Annotated in this window: 19 protein-coding genes; 6 read left to right on the top strand and 13 right to left on the bottom strand. The window is 38.2% G+C overall.

Going from position 1 to position 19,682, the window contains the following annotated elements:
* Positions 1–63: 63 nt before the first annotated feature.
* The 3 genes from IGI52_RS04050 to IGI52_RS04060 form a co-directional block, all read right to left on the bottom strand.
* Positions 64–1,407, bottom strand: a complete 1,344-nt coding sequence (locus IGI52_RS04050; protein WP_176675739.1) for an NADH oxidase — start codon at positions 1,405–1,407, stop codon at positions 64–66.
* Positions 1,408–1,670: 263 nt separating this feature from the next.
* On the bottom strand, positions 1,671–3,665 hold the full coding sequence (tkt, locus tag IGI52_RS04055; protein ID WP_176675740.1) for a transketolase: 1,995 nt from the start codon (positions 3,663–3,665) through the stop codon (positions 1,671–1,673).
* A gap of 93 nt (positions 3,666–3,758) precedes the next feature.
* Entirely contained in the window at positions 3,759–4,001 is a 243-nt protein-coding gene (locus IGI52_RS04060; protein ID WP_016180173.1) for a DUF896 family protein, read from the bottom strand.
* 132 nt (positions 4,002–4,133) lie between these two features.
* On the opposite strand from IGI52_RS04060, the gene lexA reads away from it, so the two are divergent.
* Together lexA and IGI52_RS04070 are read left to right on the top strand one after the other, a co-directional pair.
* On the top strand, positions 4,134–4,757 hold the full coding sequence (lexA, locus tag IGI52_RS04065) for a transcriptional repressor LexA (RefSeq protein WP_016180172.1): 624 nt from the start codon (positions 4,134–4,136) through the stop codon (positions 4,755–4,757).
* A 105-nt stretch (positions 4,758–4,862) separates the two neighbouring features.
* Positions 4,863–5,129 carry a hypothetical protein gene (locus IGI52_RS04070; RefSeq protein WP_016180171.1) on the top strand — a complete coding sequence of 89 codons (267 nt, stop codon included), beginning with the start codon at positions 4,863–4,865 and terminating at the stop codon, positions 5,127–5,129.
* Between the two features lie 103 nt (positions 5,130–5,232).
* On the opposite strand, the gene IGI52_RS04075 is transcribed toward IGI52_RS04070, so the two are convergent.
* The 8 genes from IGI52_RS04075 to obgE all read right to left on the bottom strand — a co-directional run bounded on the left by IGI52_RS04075 (position 5,233) and on the right by obgE (position 13,910).
* On the bottom strand, positions 5,233–5,745 hold the full coding sequence (locus IGI52_RS04075; protein ID WP_016180170.1) for an adenine phosphoribosyltransferase: 513 nt from the start codon (positions 5,743–5,745) through the stop codon (positions 5,233–5,235).
* A 14-nt stretch (positions 5,746–5,759) separates the two neighbouring features.
* The gene (gene recJ, locus IGI52_RS04080) at positions 5,760–8,039 is read right to left on the bottom strand and encodes a single-stranded-DNA-specific exonuclease RecJ (protein WP_176675741.1); all 2,280 of its coding nucleotides are present in this window, start codon (positions 8,037–8,039) and stop codon (positions 5,760–5,762) included.
* A 94-nt stretch (positions 8,040–8,133) separates the two neighbouring features.
* Positions 8,134–8,562: a LapA family protein gene (locus tag IGI52_RS04085; protein WP_016180168.1), complete on the bottom strand. Its 429-nt coding sequence runs from the start codon at positions 8,560–8,562 to the stop codon at positions 8,134–8,136.
* Positions 8,563–8,571: 9 nt separating this feature from the next.
* Complete coding sequence (locus IGI52_RS04090; RefSeq protein ID WP_176675742.1) at positions 8,572–9,360, bottom strand: SDR family NAD(P)-dependent oxidoreductase; 789 nt, start codon at positions 9,358–9,360, stop codon at positions 8,572–8,574.
* Between the two features lie 39 nt (positions 9,361–9,399).
* Positions 9,400–10,323: a ribonuclease Z gene (rnz, locus tag IGI52_RS04095; RefSeq protein ID WP_016180166.1), complete on the bottom strand. Its 924-nt coding sequence runs from the start codon at positions 10,321–10,323 to the stop codon at positions 9,400–9,402.
* Between the two features lie 91 nt (positions 10,324–10,414).
* Positions 10,415–10,966, bottom strand: a complete 552-nt coding sequence (locus IGI52_RS04100) for a DUF456 domain-containing protein (RefSeq protein ID WP_176675743.1) — start codon at positions 10,964–10,966, stop codon at positions 10,415–10,417.
* Positions 10,967–11,136: 170 nt separating this feature from the next.
* The gene (locus IGI52_RS04105) at positions 11,137–11,871 is read right to left on the bottom strand and encodes a winged helix-turn-helix domain-containing protein (RefSeq protein WP_016180164.1); all 735 of its coding nucleotides are present in this window, start codon (positions 11,869–11,871) and stop codon (positions 11,137–11,139) included.
* Between the two features lie 725 nt (positions 11,872–12,596).
* The gene (obgE, locus tag IGI52_RS04110; protein ID WP_016180163.1) at positions 12,597–13,910 is read right to left on the bottom strand and encodes a GTPase ObgE; all 1,314 of its coding nucleotides are present in this window, start codon (positions 13,908–13,910) and stop codon (positions 12,597–12,599) included.
* Between the two features lie 266 nt (positions 13,911–14,176).
* Between obgE and gap the strand changes: the two genes are divergently transcribed.
* Together gap and IGI52_RS04120 are read left to right on the top strand one after the other, a co-directional pair.
* Positions 14,177–15,187: a type I glyceraldehyde-3-phosphate dehydrogenase gene (gene gap / locus IGI52_RS04115; RefSeq protein ID WP_438780549.1), complete on the top strand. Its 1,011-nt coding sequence runs from the start codon at positions 14,177–14,179 to the stop codon at positions 15,185–15,187.
* Positions 15,188–15,342: 155 nt separating this feature from the next.
* Positions 15,343–16,092, top strand: a complete 750-nt coding sequence (locus IGI52_RS04120) for a peptidylprolyl isomerase (RefSeq protein WP_016180161.1) — start codon at positions 15,343–15,345, stop codon at positions 16,090–16,092.
* A 48-nt stretch (positions 16,093–16,140) separates the two neighbouring features.
* Here the strand turns inward: IGI52_RS04120 and fabZ are convergent, their stop codons facing one another.
* Complete coding sequence (gene fabZ / locus IGI52_RS04125) at positions 16,141–16,590, bottom strand: 3-hydroxyacyl-ACP dehydratase FabZ (protein ID WP_016180160.1); 450 nt, start codon at positions 16,588–16,590, stop codon at positions 16,141–16,143.
* A gap of 162 nt (positions 16,591–16,752) precedes the next feature.
* Between fabZ and fabI the strand changes: the two genes are divergently transcribed.
* Positions 16,753–17,508, top strand: a complete 756-nt coding sequence (fabI, locus tag IGI52_RS04130; protein WP_016180159.1) for an enoyl-ACP reductase FabI — start codon at positions 16,753–16,755, stop codon at positions 17,506–17,508.
* A 50-nt stretch (positions 17,509–17,558) separates the two neighbouring features.
* Here the strand turns inward: fabI and IGI52_RS04135 are convergent, their stop codons facing one another.
* Entirely contained in the window at positions 17,559–18,572 is a 1,014-nt protein-coding gene (locus IGI52_RS04135; RefSeq protein ID WP_438780550.1) for a branched-chain amino acid aminotransferase, read from the bottom strand.
* A 157-nt stretch (positions 18,573–18,729) separates the two neighbouring features.
* On the opposite strand from IGI52_RS04135, the gene IGI52_RS04140 reads away from it, so the two are divergent.
* Complete coding sequence (locus IGI52_RS04140; protein ID WP_271819487.1) at positions 18,730–19,644, top strand: mechanosensitive ion channel family protein; 915 nt, start codon at positions 18,730–18,732, stop codon at positions 19,642–19,644.
* Positions 19,645–19,682: the final 38 nt, after the last annotated feature.

Below are 19,682 nucleotides of genomic sequence, written 5' to 3' on the forward strand. Positions count from 1 at the left end.
AATACTAGCGAATAGTTCTTTATAAGCAAAAAAACAGGAAGGTCTCCCTTCCTGTTTTTGGCTCTATTCTGCTTCAGCTAACGCCGCTTGCGCTAAGATATTCAAGTAATTCCACGGACGGTCAAAATGAGGCTGGAAGAAGAAATCTTGTAAAGCTAAATCTTCCAACGTCATTCCATTTTGGATCGCTACTGATAAGGTGTTGGCTGATTGAGTGATATCATACTTTGATAGGAATTGAGCACCCAAAATCTTATTGGTACCTTTTTCTGAGACGATTTCCATTAAGACTTTTTCCGTTGTCGGCATAAACTCTGGACGATAATTGTCCTCGATCACTGTGACGTTCGCATCAATTCCATTTAAGGCAGCACTTTCTTTTGTCAATCCAGTTGAACCGATTGTCCAGCCAAATAAATAAAGTCCTGATGTTCCTTGTGTTCCGCGATACTTCATTTTTTGTTCCACTAAATTTTGACCAACTAACATTCCCTGACGTACAGCATTGGTTGCTAGTGGAATATATTGATCTTGACCTGTTGGATTATAGTGAACAACTGTTGAATCACCAGCTGAGAAAATATCTGGATCGCTTGATTGCATGTATTCGTTCACCTTGATTGCACCACTTGGCAACATATCAACTTTTCCTTTAAGCAATTCTGTATTCGGACGGAAGCCTACACATAAGATTACCATGTCAGCCTCGAATTCTTTACTTGCTGTCACGACTTTTTCAACAGTACCCGTTTCGTCAGCCACAAATTCTTCAACATTTTCTCCTAGAGCTAGTGTAACACCACGATCAACCAGTTCTTTTTCTAAACGACTTGTAAAAGGTTCATCCAAGTATTTATTCAAGATTCGCGACAATCCATCAATCAATGTTACCTCTTTACCAGATTCAGCAAATGCTTCAACTAATTCGATTCCAATGTAACCGCCGCCGACAACAACAACTTTTTTCGCATCTTTAGCTTGCTCAATGATGACATTTGCTTGATTATAGTTTTTACATAAAAGAATATTCTCAGAATCGATTCCTTTAATTGGCGGAATAATCGGCCAAGAACCTGTTGTCACGACTAATTTATCATAATCAACGATTTTTTCTTCATTGGTTTTTAAATCTTTTGCTGTTACTTTTTTTGCATCTGTATCAATGTTTGTTACATCGTGTTCCATGTTCACTTTTGCACCTAAAGAGGCAAGCTCCTCAGGGTTAGAATAAAATAAACCTGCTGGATCTTTGACAACTCCACCCACGTATAAAGCGATTCCACAAGATAAGAAAGAAACGTTATCGTTCCGTTCAAAGACTGTCACCTCTGCATCTGGGTGATTTGTTAAAATATTTTTAACAGCCGCGGTACCGGCATGTGTACATCCTACTACTACTACTTTCATTGTCATCCCACTTTCGTTGATTCTTTATTTGTTTGCAATCTTTTGCACAAGGACAGTATAACAGATTTTATATTCTGTCTAAATTATTTTGCTCACAAACACACACTTTTCTTTTGATGTAGGAAATTTTGTAAACGCGTTTAGAGATTTATTCGATAAAAATATTATGTAAACTTTCCCGATTATGTAATTGAAGCTTTTTAATATTAAATCGTTAAAAAACTGAGAAGAAAAAATTCTCCTCAGTTCAATTAATCTGATTATTATAATTCGTTGAAAGTATTTACTACATTATCAACAGTGAACCCGAATTGTTCTAACACAAAATCGCCAGGTGCAGAAGCGCCGAAGTGATCAATACCAATCATCTTACCTTCTGACCCAATGTAACGTTCCCAGCCAAACGGAGACGCTGCTTCGATCGCTACACGTTTTGTCACTGCTTTTGGTAAAACAGATTCTTTGTATGCTTCATCTTGAGCTTCGAATAGATCAAAGCTTGGGAGAGAAACAACAGAAACATCTTTTCCTTGAGCTTTCAATTCTTTTTGTGCTTGAACAGCTAAGTTCACTTCAGAACCAGTTGCGATTAGGATACCTTCTGGTGTATCTGACTCAGCTTTAGAAATCACATAACCACCTTTAGAAACGCCTTCTTTAGCCATTTCTTTACTATTTGGTAAGACTGGCAAGTTTTGACGGCTTAAGACTAAGATTGTTGGTTTGTCAGTTGTTTCTAATGCTTGAATCCAGGCAGCAGAAGTTTCATTGCCGTCTGCTGGACGAATCACTTGGACATTCGGCATGCAGCGAACACTAGCTAATTGTTCGATTGGTTCATGAGTTGGACCATCCTCACCAACAGCTACTGAATCATGTGTCAATACGTAAATGACAGGTAAGTTCTGAATCGCTGACATCCGAACTGCTGGACGTAAGTAATCTGTAAATACAAAGAATGTTCCTCCATATACGCGTGTTCCGCCATGTAAATGAATTCCATTCATGGCGCTAGCCATCGCAAATTCACGCACACCAAACCAAATGTTACGGCCTTCATAAGAACCAGGTTGGAATTCTTTTTCATCAGCGATAGTTGTATTGTTTGAACCAGATAAATCAGCTGAACCGCCCCATACATTAGGAACAGCTTTGGCGATTGCTTGAATCGCATCTTTGCTTGATACACGGCTTGCTTGTGCTGTACCTTCTTCATAAACTGGTAAAGCTTCTTCCCAGTTTGCAGGAAGTTCGCCGGCAAAGGCCGCCTTGAATTGTTTTGCTAATTCAGGATGTGCTTTTTCGTAGTTTGCGAACATCGCATCCCATTTTGCTTCTGTTTTAGCACCTTTATCGTTGATTTCTTCCTTGAACCGTTTCGCCACTTCTTCAGGCACGGTGAAATCAGGATATTCCCAACCGTAAACAGCTTTCGCAGCATCGATTCCATCTTGTCCGATTGGAGCGCCGTGTACTGCTGATGTGCCCTCTTTTGGTGAACCAAAACCAATGACTGTTTTAATCTCGATCAATGATGGTTTCTCTGTTTCAGCTTTCGCTTCATCAATTGCTTTAGAAATGGCCTCTAAATCATTGCCATCCTTAACTAAAATATGCTGCCAACCATATGCTTCATAACGTGCACCGACATTTTCAGTGAAAGCTTTCGATGTTGGTCCATCTAAAGAGATATCATTTGAATCATATAAAACGATTAGTTTACCCAGTTTCATGTGCCCGGCCATAGAGCTAGCTTCAGCGGAAACTCCTTCCATCAAATCCCCATCGCCACATAGTGCATAAGTATAATGATCCATTACATTGAAGCTATCGCGATTATAAGTGGCTGCTAAATGTGCTTCAGCCATCGCCATACCAACAGAAGTTGAAATACCTTGACCTAGAGGACCTGAAGTCGCTTCAACACCATCTGTATGCTGATATTCAGGATGTCCTGGTGTCTTGCTTTCCCATTGACGAAAGTTTTTCAAATCGTCAATCGTCACTTGGTAGCCTGCTAAGTGCAACAAGCTATATAACATTGCTGAACCATGACCTGCTGATAAAATAAAGCGGTCGCGGTTAGGCCAGTTTAATGAAGTTGCTGGATTGACATTCAAATGCTTCGTCCATAAAGCATAAGCCATTGGAGCCGCACCCATTGGTAAACCTGGATGTCCTGAGTTTGCCTTTTGAATTGCTTCAATACTTAACGTTCTGATTGTGTTTACACCTAGTTGATCGATTTTGTCGAACAAATTAGTTCCTCCTTTTTGGTCATAAATACTTTAATTACAGATTCATTGTAACCGATTTATTTTAACATTTCAATCACTTAACCAGTAAAAGATTTATTTTCTATTGTGCAGACCCTTTTCTTTCTGAATCTTTTTTAACTTCTCTGGCGTGACATCATTTCCTTTTGGATCGACGACTTTCATTCCTTCGATGTGATGCCGCATTCCGCTACGAAACGAAGCAATGTATTCTTCTCTTAAGACCTTCTGCTCATGAGCTTCAGCGTCCGTTAAGCCGACTGTCTTCTTTTTTTTAGCTAGTTCATTAATGCGTGCGATAGTTTCATCGTTAATCATCTTGAGCACCTCTTTTCCCCTTCTAATTATACATAAAAAAAAATAAGTTGAAAGTACCAAGAAATACGAACGCTTGTTTGATTTGTTGGAATAACTATGCTACACTAAAAAAAACGAAAGAAGGTGCGGGCATTGGCAAAAAGAACGGAAACAAAACAATTAGAAGTTTTACGTTTCATTCATGAACGCGTTGAAGATAAAGGTTATCCACCCACTGTTAGAGAAATAGGAGAGGCTGTGAATCTTTCATCTACTTCTACAGTTCATGGTCATTTATCCAGATTAGAAAAAAAAGGATGGATCCAACGCGACCCAACAAAACCAAGAGCAATTGAATTAACCATTACTGGATTAGAAAAAATCGGGGTGGCTCCGCAAGTCATACCTATGTTAGGGGTCGTTACCGCTGGTGAACCTATTTTAGCAGTAGAAGAAGCTTCAGACTTCTTTCCAGTTCCCCCAGATCTATCAAGCGAAGAAGGCAGCTTGTTTATGCTGACGATTCGCGGAGAAAGTATGATCAACGCTGGAATTTATGACGGCGATCACGTCATTGTCAGAAAACAATCAACAGCGACTAATGGTGAGATTGTGATCGCTATGACGGATGAGAATGAAGCAACCTGTAAGAGATTTTATCGAGAAGCTGATCACATTCGTTTACAACCTGAAAATGATGAGTTAGCACCATTGATTTACGATAATGTTTCTATTCTTGGAAAAGTTGTCGGATTGTACCGTAACCATATTTATTAATCGGAATTGCATTCCGATTATTTTTTTCTTTACAAAACGAACAAACATTCGTATAATAGATATACAAACACACGTTCGCGTATTTATATATAGGAGTGATTATTGATGAAAGCAGTAAGAAGATTTGGTTTGATTATCGCTGTATTGTTGCTAGGATTATTGATCGGTAAGTTAGGTTCTTTAGCTACGGTTGTTATTTTCTCTGGTTTGTTTCTTGTCTGGTTCATGTTGTGGGATGAACGTAAGTATGCACAGCACTATGCTGAACGTCACTACGATGAAGAAGAGTTCGAAGAAGAACAATACTATAAGGAACCAGCCGAAGATTTCTACTACGTGACTTACGATCATCAGTATCACAAGTCCGCATAAATTATTTTACAAGCTGCTAGATTCTCATCTGGTAGCTTTTTTTGCGTTACATTTGAAAGTGAACACAAAAAAGAGTTGAAGAAATTCTTCAACTCAAATTTTTCTAATAGTCCATCAAAGTTAAGATATCATACCCTTGAATTTTATCGCGACCATGTAATTCTTCTAATTCAATTAAGAAAGCACAACCAACTACAATGCCACCCAGCTTTTCAACTAGTTCGATCGTTGCCTTGATTGTTCCGCCAGTTGCTAACAGGTCATCAGTAATTAATACGCGCTGACCAGGTTGGATTGCATCGCTATGAATCGTTAACGTGTCCATTCCGTATTCTTTTTCATATTCTACCTCAATTACTTCACGAGGCAATTTGCCAGGTTTTCGAACAGGTGCAAAACCTAATCCTAGTTCAAATGCCACTGGACATCCTACGATAAAGCCTCGAGCTTCCGGTCCAACAACCATATCAATTTGTTTTTCTTTCGCGTAATTAACAATCTGTTTTGTTGCTTCCCGATAGGCTTCACCATCTGCCATAAGTGGTGAAATATCACGGAAAACAATCCCTTCTTTTGGATAATCTGGGATACTAGCAATATAGTCTTTCAAATTCATCTCGGTATTTCCTCCTAGCCTTTCAGCCAATTTCTAATTGTTTGAATATCATTCATTAATAAAAATTCTTCACTATCAATTCGAGCTATGCGTTTTTGATAAATCTCACTTTCTTCAAAAGCTCGATTTTGTGGAGCTTCTACCATTTGTAAAACGCCGTCGTCTATTGTAACAAATTTTAGCTCAGAAAACACGTGAATCATGAATACTAATAACTTTTCCGGGATTCTTAAGTAATTCGACACAACTTTCAGCTTGAAACGAATGTCTACTCTCGGTTGTTTTCGGAAAAATTGATAAAGCTTTGCAAATTGATCGCGCTTAGGCAATCCATTCAAATAAGCCTCGTCAGGACTATACAGATATAAATAAATTCGCGTAAAGCTTCCTTCGTTTGCAATTTCTTTCAATAAATCTTTTTGATCAGGACAATCAAGTACGACTAACTGATCATAGTCTGACCAGGTAATTGTCGGATCGTATAAAGTTACTGTTTTTTGCAACTCTTTTGTAAAATATTTCTGACTTTTCGTTTGAAAAGCTAAATAAAGAATTCGATCGCCCTCGATATTTTGATCCCAGGTATATTTCGCCCGGCGATCAATTACCTGTAAGCCATCAGAAGCAAAATCGACCAAACGAAATTGGACTTTTTTCTGTCCGTTCCATTCATTGATTTCTAAGTCACCAACAAATCTAGTATCTGGCTGTTGAATTTCTTCGCTCTCGTCACCAAAACCAAAGCCAATCGCATCTATTTGACTATCTTCATTTTTTACTGAGAATTTAATATGTTGCTGATCGCTGCCGATACGCTTGAATAGATTGATATTTCCTTCGATTAAAAAATGCGGTGCTGGATTATCCGTTCCAAAAGGCGCTAACTGTTTTAATTCTTCAACAAATTTCAGATTAATTGCAGATAAAGGTAAAACTTCATCAATTAATAAGGAAGTGCCTTTGCTTAAATCGATCTGCTCAGCAGAAATATAGTCATTCATCATTTTTCGAAGAACAGGGATATTCTCTGCTGGCATAGTCAATCCTATGGCTGCAGCGTGTCCTCCAAAATGAGTAAATTCAGAACGCATCGTATTTAGCATACCAAATAAATCTAAAGCTTCGATACTTCGACCAGAACCCTTTGCAACGCCATTCTCATCAATAGATAAAATGATTGTCGGGTGTCCCGTCTGCTTTAAAATATTTCCTGCTACGATTCCTAAAACACCAGGATTCCACCCTTCTGCTGCAATCAAATGAACAGCATCCTCTGGATTCACTAGCGCAGTTGCTTCGGAAGTTATATCCTGCACGATTTGCTTTCGCTCATCGTTGATCTGGTTTAATTTTTCAGCTAACTGATGTGCGACCTCTTCATCAAACGTTGTCATTAACTCGACAGCAGGATTAGGATCACCTAAGCGTCCAATGGCATTCAATCTTGGTCCAACACTGAAACCAATACTTGTTTCGTCCACCTTTTGCAAATCAACACTGCTGATCTTCAGTAATTCTAATAATCCCAAACGCTGTGTTTGCTTAATGGCCTGCAAACCTAGTTTTACAAGATTTCGATTCTCTCCAGTCATTGAAACTAAATCTGCAACTGTTCCAATCGTGACTAGATCTAACATCTCTAACGGTACCTCTTCTAATAAAGCAGTCGCTAATTTAAAGGCAACGCCTGCACCGGCCAACTCTCCAAATGGATAATGCCCATCTGGATGTCGCGGATGGACAATACAATAGGCATCCGGTAAAACTGGCGGCATCTCATGGTGGTCTGTAATAATCACATCAACACCCTGTGAATTTGCGAAATCAATGGCCTCGTTACCTGCAACGCCATTATCAACTGTAATAATTAATTGAATTCCTTCATTTATTTTCTCGGCAAAAAGCTCTTTATTAGGTCCGTAACCATGAATAAATCGATTCGGCAACACATAGTGAACATCAGCTCCGATCATCTCCAATGTTTCTAACATGATCGAAGTGCTCGTAATTCCATCTGCATCATAGTCGCCGTAAATCAAAATCCGTTGTCCTTCCATGATAGCGTTTTGAATTCGTTCTACCGCTTTGTCCATGTCGTGCATCAGAAATGGATCATGCAAATCATCAATATTTGCTTTTATTAACTGCGAAAAATCATCTGTTGTATGTATATTTCGATTCCATAAAAGTTCTGCAAATGTTTCGCTATATCCCTGACTCACCATTTCTTCTTTAAAGGTAGAATCAATCGGACTCGTGCTTCTAATTTGCCAATCGAAGTTTGCTTTTTTCACTCTATCACTTCCCAACCGTATTAGTATAGCAAAAAAGAAACAGACAAGAAAGAGAAGAAGACCTTAGTTTTTTTCTAACTAAGGTCTTCTTCTCTTAATCGTAATAATCAATCGGATGAGTTTCCTTCTTTTCGGACTGCGAACTTTGCATTGCAGCTAACGCATCATCTTTTTCCTTTAAAAGACTTTCGTAGTTAGCTTTCAGCACTGCCATTTCATTTTCTTGCTCACGTTGAAAAGCCGCTTTTTCTTCCGCTAGTTTTTGTTCATTATTCGCTTCGTAGCTTTGAATCGACTCTTTCAACTGCTTGATTTCTTTTCGCTGTTGAAAGAAAGTAGCTCCTGAGGTTAATAAAACAACCAATGCCCCTATCAAGGCTGAGCCGATAATCACTAAAACTAGAGAAAGATAAATTTTTTTGATCAAGAAATTGACTGGAACTTCTTGGCTATTGGAAAGTGCGAAGATCACAATCACTAAAACTAAAATGAATCCTAAAAAAACTTTCCATTGCTTTTTCATTTTGCTTTCCTACTTCCTATTAAACAGACCGCCCGCTAAAAAATCTCCAATATGAGGGAATAAGCCGTAAAAAATACTAGCCCCTTCCATGATAAATGGGCGATTGATCTCGCGGGTGGGTTTCCCCATTTTATTTACGATCGTTTTGGCTAGTTTATGCGGATCTAAAACGATCCCCCCTAAGTTTTCCAAGTAACTGCCGCTTGGATCAGCCTTGTCGAAGAATTCTGTAGCAATTGGTCCCGGATTAATAGTCGTAACATAAACATTTGCAGGCCGAAGCTCTAGCCGTAAAGCATTAGAAAAACCCAGTACCGCGAATTTTGTTGCCGAATAAACTGTTGATTTTGGCGTTGCCATTTTCGCTGCCATAGATGCCACGTTAAAAATATGCCCAGACTTATTATTAACCATTGAAATAGCAATTTTTTGTGTAAAATACATAATCCCTAAAACGTTGACTTCAAACATATTTTTTGCTACATCTAGGTCAAAATCGACAAAATTGTCAAACAAACCAAATCCTGCATTGTTCACCAAAACATCCACATCACCAACTTCAGCGGCGATTTTTTCGATCACTGCCTCCACGCTATCTGGATCAGCAATGTCTAGTTGAAAAGCATAGGCGTCTTTGCCGCTCAATTCAGTGCAGCGTTCTCTAACCTGTCCGATCAAATTAATCCGGCGAGCACAAGTGACAACAATTGCTCCGCGTTTAGCTGCTTCATAACAAACTTGTTCACCTAATCCAGCAGAACCTCCAGTTACCACAACTACTTTATCGGTTAAATCCATTTAGTTTCCTTCTCTCTGTGTAAAATATATTGCGTGTTTTTATGAAAATGGAATATCAATGATATCGAAATCCTTGGCAATTTGTGTATTTGGAAAGATATCGCGAGCCTCTTCTTCCAATTCCTTCGCTTCTTTGGCAAGGTATCTTGCAGAAATATGTGTCAACATCAGTTTTTTTGCTTTCGCTTCTTTGGCAATAGTTGCCGCTTGATGAGTTGTAGAATGAAAGTAAGCTCGCGCAAGTTTTGCTTCATTTTTATTAAAAGTACTTTCATGGACGATCACATCGCTATCTTTAGCAAATTCACTTGATTTACTCGTGAATCGTGTATCACCAAAAATTGTTACGATCCTTCCCTTTTTGCTCTCTCCCACAAAGTCTTGTCCGTTGATTTCCCGTCCGTCTGAAAGAGTTACCTTTTGACCTTGCTTCAACTTTCCGTATATTGGACCAGCAGGAATACCTAGTGCAACCAATTTTTCTACAAGAAGCATGCCTTCATGATCTGCCTCCTTCACACGGAAGCCATAACTGTCAATCCCATGATCCAGTAACATACATTCAACCGTAAATTGCTTGTCCTTAAAAATGATACCTTCACTCAGTTCAACAAACTGTAAAGGATAAGCCAAACGAGTTTTCGTAACCTGCAAAGATGTTCGCACATAGTTTTCTAGTCCGGCTGGACCATAAATTATGATGGGTTCTTCACCGCCTTGAAAGGAACGACTGCTTAATAAACCAGGCAAACCAAAGATATGATCACCATGCAAATGAGAAATAAATATTTTCTCAATTTTGCGTGGTTTAATATTTGTTCGTAAAATCTGCATTTGGGTTCCTTCGCCGCAATCAAATAGCCAGATTGCATTACGTTCATCCAACAATTTCAAAGCCAAACCGCTGACATTCCGATGTTTCGCAGGTACACCCGCACCTGTTCCTAAAAATTCTAATTCCATAATTTCCCTGACTTTCTATCAAATTAATCTTATTTTAGAAGAAAGTCCTACTTAGTGCAATCTAATAAAGGAAATCTTTCTCTGCTTTAGCTTACTCTTGTGAATTTTTATCATTTTCTGCTTCTTCAGATTCATTTGATTTTTTAGCCATTTCTTGTGCCTTTTTCACTTCATTTTCTACTTCATCATAATCAAGACGAGTGATTTCGCCCCCTAATTCCATCATGATTAACTGGTTTAATGGACGATTGTCCTCTTCTTCAGCAATCAAAAGTAGTGCAGTATCACCTTCACCGATCTTATCGACTAAAAATTCAAAAACTCCAGTAGCATCTCGAACTTCCTTAGCATCCTGTGTCGCACCAATCATGCCACCAGTAAACCAGCCTAATAAAATCCCCACCGGACCACCAAGAATACCGACCATCATACCGATTAAGCCACCAGTTGAACTTTTATTGCTACCAGTAAAATCCAAAAAGTCTTCAATCTCAAATTTGTGCTCTCCGTCGTTCGAATGATGGACGACCGCCATTTGCTCACCCTTAAAAGATTTGTTCATGTGAAGACGCTTTGCCTTTGAAAAGGCTTCATAAGCTTTTGATTCTACATCGAAGTTCATAATTATTACACGTTTTTCCATTATTTTTCGCTCCCTTATTCTTTTAATCTTAGTGTAGCAAGAAATGAATTTTTTGGAAAATAGAATGAGTTTAAATGATCATAATTTAGTTATGTAAACTAGATAAAGCGATTAAAAAAGACCATAGTCAAATACCTGAAAAAGGAATTTGTCTACAGCCTTAATAAAAATTAATTTCCAGTTTTTATTTCTTCCATAATTCGGTCATCAACAATATAGTGATCAAAAAAGACTTTAGACAGCTGATACCCTTCGCCCCAATTTGTGCGAATCACGTCATATTCAACACCGTCAATTTTTAGCTTGTTTCTTAAATGTTTGATAATCGTTGATAAACGTGTCATGTGACTAGCTGAATCGCTGTCACCCCAGATTTTGACTGCCAAATCATTTCGGCTGATCGGTGCATCTTTAGTCGAAATCAATGTACTTAACATCTCACGTTCTGATCGTGTTAAATTCCATAAAGGAATCGGACGTTTTTCATGTTCATCTTCCTCTTGTTTTCCGCGCATACCAAATCCAATTGAATAAACAGATTCTTTCAATGTTTTCTCAGCAAGCTTCTCTCTTAACCCGCTAAGTGTTTCATCTTCAAGTAACCATTCATCGACACCTTTTGACTCCCAATCTGCTTTTTCTTCTTTTTGAGGCATCCGATCAGTCTCTCTAATGATCGTGAATTTCTCGCCGACCTCCTCAAGAATAATTGTTAATTCTTGATCGGAAATCGTTTCGCTAACGATTAGAACATCAAAAAAGCTCATTACTTCTAATGGTACTTGTTTTGTTTGAAGCATGGTTAATAATTTTGCTGAGCTTAAAACTTCAATATTTAAGCGTTGTAGCTTTTCAACTAAAGGTCTCTCCACTAAGATATTGTGCGTTAAAATTAATACTTGCATCACATTATTCCCCTTTTTTATTATTAAAAATAAGTTTCCGAACAGTTGGCTAGGAAAGTTTTATTAATTAACAATATAATTATTACTTGTTACAAGGTTAGTTTACACCGGCTGAGGCTTCGGCGCTACCCAAAAGCTTATAATTCAGTAATCACAATTAGAATTATTGATAAAAATTTTGGGTTAAAAAAACTTTTCCTAGATAAAATAATTCAATTATCATTTTTAAACAACACTTTTTTCGATCGTTCATAAAAATTTAGAACAAATAACAGCTGTCATTCCAATTGATTCTAATTAACAAAATAAATTCTTTTATATCTCCCATATTGTTCCTAATGCTGAAAAAATACGATTTAATCATTTTACTTTACACATTTATTTTTCAACTAATATTTCATAACTGATTTAGCTGGATAAGAATATTTAATATTAATTCGTTTTTAAAACCACAAAAAAATATCGATTATTAACATTAAAAATAACACGCATTTTCTATAGATTTGTTCTCTCATTGTTTTTTAAACAATTCAAAATTCTTCAATCAATAATTTCTCTTAAAGATAAATTAATAAATGGCAATATCTTTGACATCGATTTTCTTTGTTCTTCTAGAAAAGTCATACTTATTTACAATTAAAAGCACTTTCTTTTTGCTTTTATCATACAAAAAAATACCGCAAAATAAATTGCGGTACAGCTTAAAATTAGTTACGATTTTATTTTTAGTCTACAAATTCAAATTCAAATTTGTCGATGCGAACAAGATCACCATCTTTGGCTCCGCGAGCTCTTAAAGCTTCGTCGACTCCCATTGATCGAAGTTGACGAGCAAAGCGCATTACTGTCTCATCATGATCAAAGTTCGTCATCTTAAAGAGTTTTTCCAATTTTTCTCCACTAAGTACCCAAGTTGCATCAGGTTCACGTGTAATGGTAAATTCTGGTTCATTCGATTGGAAGCCGTAGTTTACAGTATCCTCTTCTACTTCTTCGTCATACAACAAGAATTCTGGTGTCACTTCTAATAGATCCGCCGTCGCATTTAGCAAATTATCTAATCCCTGCTTTGTAATTGCTGAGATTGCAAAAACAGGAATATCATCAGCAAATTCATCTTTCTTATCCTTCTTCAAAGCATCTTTAAACTTCTTCAAGTTTTCTTCAGCGTTTGGCATATCCATTTTATTAGCAACGATAATTTGTGGACGCTCTAACAAACGCAAATTATGTGAACCTAACTCTTTATTAATTGCTTGATAGTCTTCGTATGGCTCGCGCCCTTCCATTCCGCTCATATCAATCACGTGCAAAATAACCCGTGTGCGCTCAATGTGTCGCAGAAATTGAGTTCCTAAGCCAACGCCTTGCGAGGCACCCTCGATCAAGCCGGGTAAGTCGGCAGCAGCAAAACTGCGACCATCACTGGTTGTTACCATACCTAAATTAGGTACTAACGTAGTGAAATGATACGCGCCAATTTTCGGACGTGCAGACGAAATCACTGACAGGATAGTTGACTTTCCAACTGATGGAAAACCGACTAAACCAACATCAGCTAGGACCTTCAATTCTAATTCAATGTTGCGTTCTTGTCCGGGCTCACCATTTTCAGCAAGCTCAGGCGCAGGATTTCTCGGTGAAGCAAAACGTGTGTTGCCACGGCCGCCGCGTCCGCCATGAGCAACAATCAGTTCTTGGCCATTTTCGATTAAATCACCAATTAAAGCTCCCGTATCAGCATCACGAACAGTTGTGCCTGGTGGAACGCTGACGTAAGTATCTTCAGCCCCACGACCATGCATTCCTTTGCTCATGCCATTTTCGCCTGGAGTAGCTCTAAAATGACGATTGTAACGAAAGTCCATCAGTGTACGCAATCCTTCATCCACTACTAAGATGACATCGCCGCCACGTCCGCCGTCACCTCCAGCTGGCCCACCATCTGGCACATATTTTTCACGACGAAAGGCGACCATCCCATCTCCGCCCTTACCGGCTTTGACATCGATCGTTACTTGATCTAAAAACATGGACATTTTCGTGTCCTCCTTATCTCTTTATTCTATTGACTAATGAATCTCCACATAAACAAAGTCTCGTTTATTGTAGCTAGATTAACTGAAAAAGTCCATTCTTATTGATAGAAGCTTAAAAAAAATTTGGTGCTTTCAATTTTTTTAGTAGTTTTCCGTTAAAAATTTTTCTCAGGTAATATCTTTTGACAAAAAAATTGATGCGTTGCACAATAAAAAATGTAAGGCGTCAAGCTTTGCTTGATATAAAAAAGGAGGAACTTTTGGTTATGACAGTAAAAGTAGGTATTAATGGATTTGGACGTATTGGTCGTTTAGCCTTCCGTCGGATCAAAGAAGTATCAGACGATATTGAAGTAGTAGCGATCAATGACTTAACAAGTCCTACAATGTTGGCACAATTATTACAATTTGATTCAACACATGGCACATATCCTGGCACAGTTACTGCGACAGAAGATTCAATCGTTGTTGACGGCGAAAAAACTCGTGTATATGCTGAACCAGATGCAAGCAAAATCCCATGGGTAAAAGAAAATGGCGTAGATATCGTGCTTGAATGTACTGGCTTCTATACTTCAGAAGAAAAAGCACAAGCACACATTGACGCAGGTGTAAAACGTGTGGTTATCTCAGCTCCTGCTGGACAAATGAAAACAATCGTATACAACGTAAATGATGATACTTTGGACTCAACTGACAAAATCATTTCAGCTGGTTCTTGTACAACAAACTGTCTAGCTCCTATGGCTTACTTCTTAAATGAAGAATTCGGTATCGAAGTTGGTACAATGACTACCGTACATGCTTACACTTCAACTCAAATGTTGTTAGATGGACCGGTTAAGGGCGGTAACTTACGTGCTGCACGTTCAGCTGCTGATAATACGATCCCACATTCAACTGGTGCTGCCAAAGCGATTGGCTTGGTAATCCCAGAATTGAACGGAAAATTACAAGGACATGCTCAACGTGTTCCCGTTGTTGATGGTTCATTGACAGAATTGGTTTCAGTTCTTAAAACAAAAGTTACTGCTGACCAAGTGAACGAAGCGATCAAGAAACATACAGTTGATAACCCATCATTCGGCTACGATGATCGTGAAATCGTATCTGGTGACGTCATCGGAACAACACAAGGATCAATCTTTGACCCAACTCAAACAGAAGTAACTTCTGCCGGCGACTATCAATTAGTTAAGACAGTTGCTTGGTATGACAACGAATACGGCTTCACCTGCCAAATGATTCGTTTGCTAGAAAAATTTGCAAACCTATAAAATTCAAATAGTTTTTTAAGGAGATCATTTTCGATCTCCTTTTTTTATGCTCGTTTCTATGAATTTTTTGAAGTAAAAGTCACCTTTTTTTCATAGGAACTATGTTAAAAGTTTGTTATCATAGGAATGATAATAAGTTTGAAAAGGAGAATTATATGCAATTCAAAAAAATAATGATCGGTGCAAGCTTAGCCTTGTCAATTGGGCTATTTGCGGCTTGTGGCAACGATACTGCTACGAAAGATACAAAAGAAAGTGCAACAAAAACAACAGAATCCAGTGTAGATTTAAATAAATTGGATCTGCCTCAGCTCAACGACAAAGTCACTGATGATGAATACTTAGTTGAACTTGTTACAACTGAAGGAAACGTAAAAATCAAACTTTTCCCAGAACAAGCACCAAAAGCAGTAGAAAATTTTGTGAAGCACGCTAAGGATGGGTACTACAAAGACACTCCTTTTCATCGAGTGATCAAAGACTTTATGATTCAAGGCGGTGATCCAAAAGGTGATGGCACTGGCGGAGAAAGTATTTGGAAAAAAGGCTTCAAAACAGAAGATTCCAATCAACTTTATAATATCCGTGGTGCCCTTTCAATGGCTCGTGCAGAGTCACGCAGCAGCAATGGCAGTCAGTTTTTTATTGTAACTAATAACGAAGATCAAAGCGATGGTTTGGCGATTCAATACTATCCTGAGAAAATCATTGAAGCCTATAAAAAAGGTGGCGCGCCACAACTTGATGGCGAGTATACCGTATTTGGACAAGTCACTGAAGGTATGGATGTAGTCGATAAGATCGCTAGCGGCGAAGTGAAAGATAATGGTTCCGGAGAGAAATCTACACCTACAGAACCAGTCAAAGTTACTGAAGTGAAGGTTTTGCAAGAACCTAAGAAGTAGTCAAAAAGAACCGAATTTTCTCGAAGGAGAATTCGGTTCTTTTTTAAATTATTTTTTTTGTTCCTTATCGCCAACAATAAAGGTAAATTCACATTCTGTTACAGTCTTATCCTCCACTGTCGCCCATGCTTTGGCAGTTCCCACCGGGCCTTTGACCTTTTGAATATCAAAATTCAAGAATAAGGTATCGCCTGGACGTACGAATTCCAAAAAATGTGCTTTATTGATGCCGCCGATATACGCAGTCTTCCCTTCGAATGCTGCTGATTTCAGAATTAATAATGATCCTGCTTGTGCCAACGCTTCAACAATCAGTGTGCCGGGCATGATTGGTTCACCTGGGAAATAGCCTTGGAAAAAGTCTTCATTCATCGTTAAATTTTTCATCGCTGTGATATGCTTTTCATCTTCAAATTCTGTGACTGCATCTAAATAATAAATGGGAAAGCGATTCGGGATCGCAGCCATGATTTCTTCGACATTCATAATCTTTTTCATTTTGCACCTCTATGAATATTTTATTTGATTATCAAACTATCATATTCTTGCAGTTTAATCAAGACGTATTGGAATAATCAAAAAAATAGTTTGACAATCAAAGCTTTTTCCAACATAATGAGAGCATATTATTTTTTATATTATTTAGGAGTGTGTCATTTAATGTCTATTTTAACGGGAAAAAAAATTATCGTGACAGGCGTAGCCAATAAAAAAAGTATCGCTTGGGGATGTGCCAAAGCGATCGCTGAACAAGGCGCGGAAATCATTTATACTTATCAAAACGATCGAATGAAGAAAAATTTAGTCAAGTTAGTTGGCGAAGATGCAAATATGTTTGAACTTGATGTTGCTAGTGATGAAAAAATTGAGGCTGCTTTTTCTTTGATCAAAGAGAAATTTGGTTCGATCGATGGTTTGGTCCATTCGATTGCTTTTGCCAATAAAGAAGAATTATCTGGCAATGTAACAGAGATCACTCGCGACGGCTTCCAACTAGCTCAAGACATCAGTGCTTATTCGTTATTAGCTGTCTCTAAATATGCTGCTCCATTGATGACTGATGGCGGAAGCATCGTGACAATGACTTACATGGGATCTGAGCGTTCGATCCCTAACTACAACATGATGGGCATTGCCAAAGCTGCTTTAGAAGCAGAAGTTCGCTACTTAGCAACAGAACTTGCGCCGAAAAATATTCGTGTCAATGCGATCTCTGCTGGAGCAATCAAAACATTAGCTGTAACTGGCGTGAAGGACTACCAATCATTATTGAGCTTATCCGAAGAACGTACACCTGATAAAGTCGCTGTAACAATCGAAGAAGTTGGAAACTCATGTGCTTTCTTACTTAGTCCATTAGCGACAGGTATCATTGGAGACGTCATCTATGTCGACAAAGGCGTTCACTTAAGCTAAACAATATCAAAAAATCGCCGTTCTCCATGAACGACGATTTTTTTAATTTATTAGACTTCAAAAATCCAACCATCCGGCGCTTCAACATCACCAAACTGAATACCTACCAGCTCATCGTACAATTTCTTCGTTACGGGCCCCACTTCTGTCTCACTATAAAAGACATAGAAATCATCGCCATTTTGAATTCCGGCAATCGGTGCGATAATCGCCGCAGTTCCACAAGCTCCAGCTTCTGCAAATTTATCCAATTCATCCAAGCGAACATCTCCCTCGATTGCCTCTAAACCAAAGCGTTCACTAGCAAGATACAGCAAGGAGTATTTCGTAATGCTTGGCAGAATCGATGGAGATTTTGGTGTGACAAATTGATTATCCCTTGTAATTCCGAAAAAGTTTGCTGATCCGACTTCTTCAATCTTTGTATGCGTTGCTGGGTCTAAATAAATACAATCAGAGAAATTACGGTCGTGTGCGATTTGACCAGGCAATAAACTTGCAGCATAATTTCCGCCGACCTTCGCTGCTCCAGTTCCAAATGGTGCGGCTCTATCATATTCGGAAACAATGAAATTGCTTGGTGCTAATCCACCTTTAAAATACGGACCAACTGGCATACAAAATACGCCAAATATATATTCTGGTGCAGGAACGATCCCAATATTTGGACCTACGCCAATTAAATAAGGGCGTAGATATAAAGTTGCCCCAGTACCATACGGAGGTACATATTCTTCATTAGCATTTACAACTTGTTTTACTGCATCGATAAACTTGTCTTCTGGAACGGCTGGCATCTGAAGACGTTCAGCACTCTTATTCAAACGTTTTGAGTTTTCATCTGGGCGGAATAAATTAATTTTTCCGTCTTTTCGGCGATATGCCTTTAATCCTTCAAAACATTCTTGACCATAATGGAGACATGTCGAGCCTTCATTAATGGTGATGGTGTTATCCTCTGTTAATACGCCATCATCCCATTGCCCATTTTTCCAATGAGAAACATAGCGGAAAGGTGTCTTGATATAATCAAAGCCTAACTCTTCCCATTTTATATTCACCATTCTATCATCTCCTTCTTATTTAAATGTTAGTCTATCACTTTCTTTTATCGTTGTCATGATTTTTTTCAATAAAAAGAAAATGAGGGTGTGTTTTCCCTAGTCGACAGAAAAGCGAAAGATTGTTACACTATTTTTATTAATCTAATGGGAGTGGCTTATGATTTTATTTACATCACAAACAGTGGATTCCAGCACTACCAATGTTGTCGATCAGGCGACGGAACAATTGTCAGCTTGGCAAAAATATTGGCAATCGATTGATTGGGATCACGTTTTTTCAGTTTTAATTCAAAAAGGCATGACAATTATTGCTGTTTTGATTCTATTTTATCTAATTAGAAAAATCGGAAGCTTTTTGATCAATCAATCTTTTGATCGGCAGAAAAAGAAAATGGCAGATAATGCCACTCGAGTTGAAACAATCCATGCTTTGTCAATGAACGTCTTTTCTTACACACTCTTTTTCTTTTTCCTTTATTCGATTTTGGATACGCTTGGGATTCCTGTGGGTTCACTATTAGCGGGTGCCGGAATTGCCGGAATTGCCATAGGTTTGGGAGCACAAGGGTTCACTAATGATATAATCACTGGTTTTTTCATTATTATGGAACAACAGATCGATGTCGGTGACTATATTCGATTAACCGATCTGCAAATTGAGGGAACAGTTACCTCTGTTGGAATTCGTATGCTGCAAATGAAATCTGCAGATGGAACTGTTCATTTTATACCTAATCGCAACATTACAACCATCAGCAATCTTTCTCGTGCCCATATGCAAGTAAAGGTTGATATTCGCATCCAACCAGACGAAGGATATGATAAGATTATCCATTTGATTGATGAAACGAATCAAAAGCTTTCCGACGAGTTTAAGGATGAGATTTTTGATGGACCTACTCTATTCGGAATGGTTGACTTAGGCAATAGCAACTATGCAATTCGAACAATTCTGTATGTAACGAATGGAAAACAATACAAGCTACAGGAGGAATTTTTATCTGCTTATGTCCAAATCTTGACTCAAAACGGTTTTAGTATTCCCAATAATCCAGTTGCGTATGGAAAATAAAAAGAAGTTCGCTCCATGATAAATTCATGGAATGAACT

The organism is Enterococcus sp. DIV0187 (genome assembly GCF_051713785.1).
Taxonomy (GTDB): domain Bacteria; phylum Bacillota; class Bacilli; order Lactobacillales; family Enterococcaceae; genus Enterococcus_A; species Enterococcus_A avium.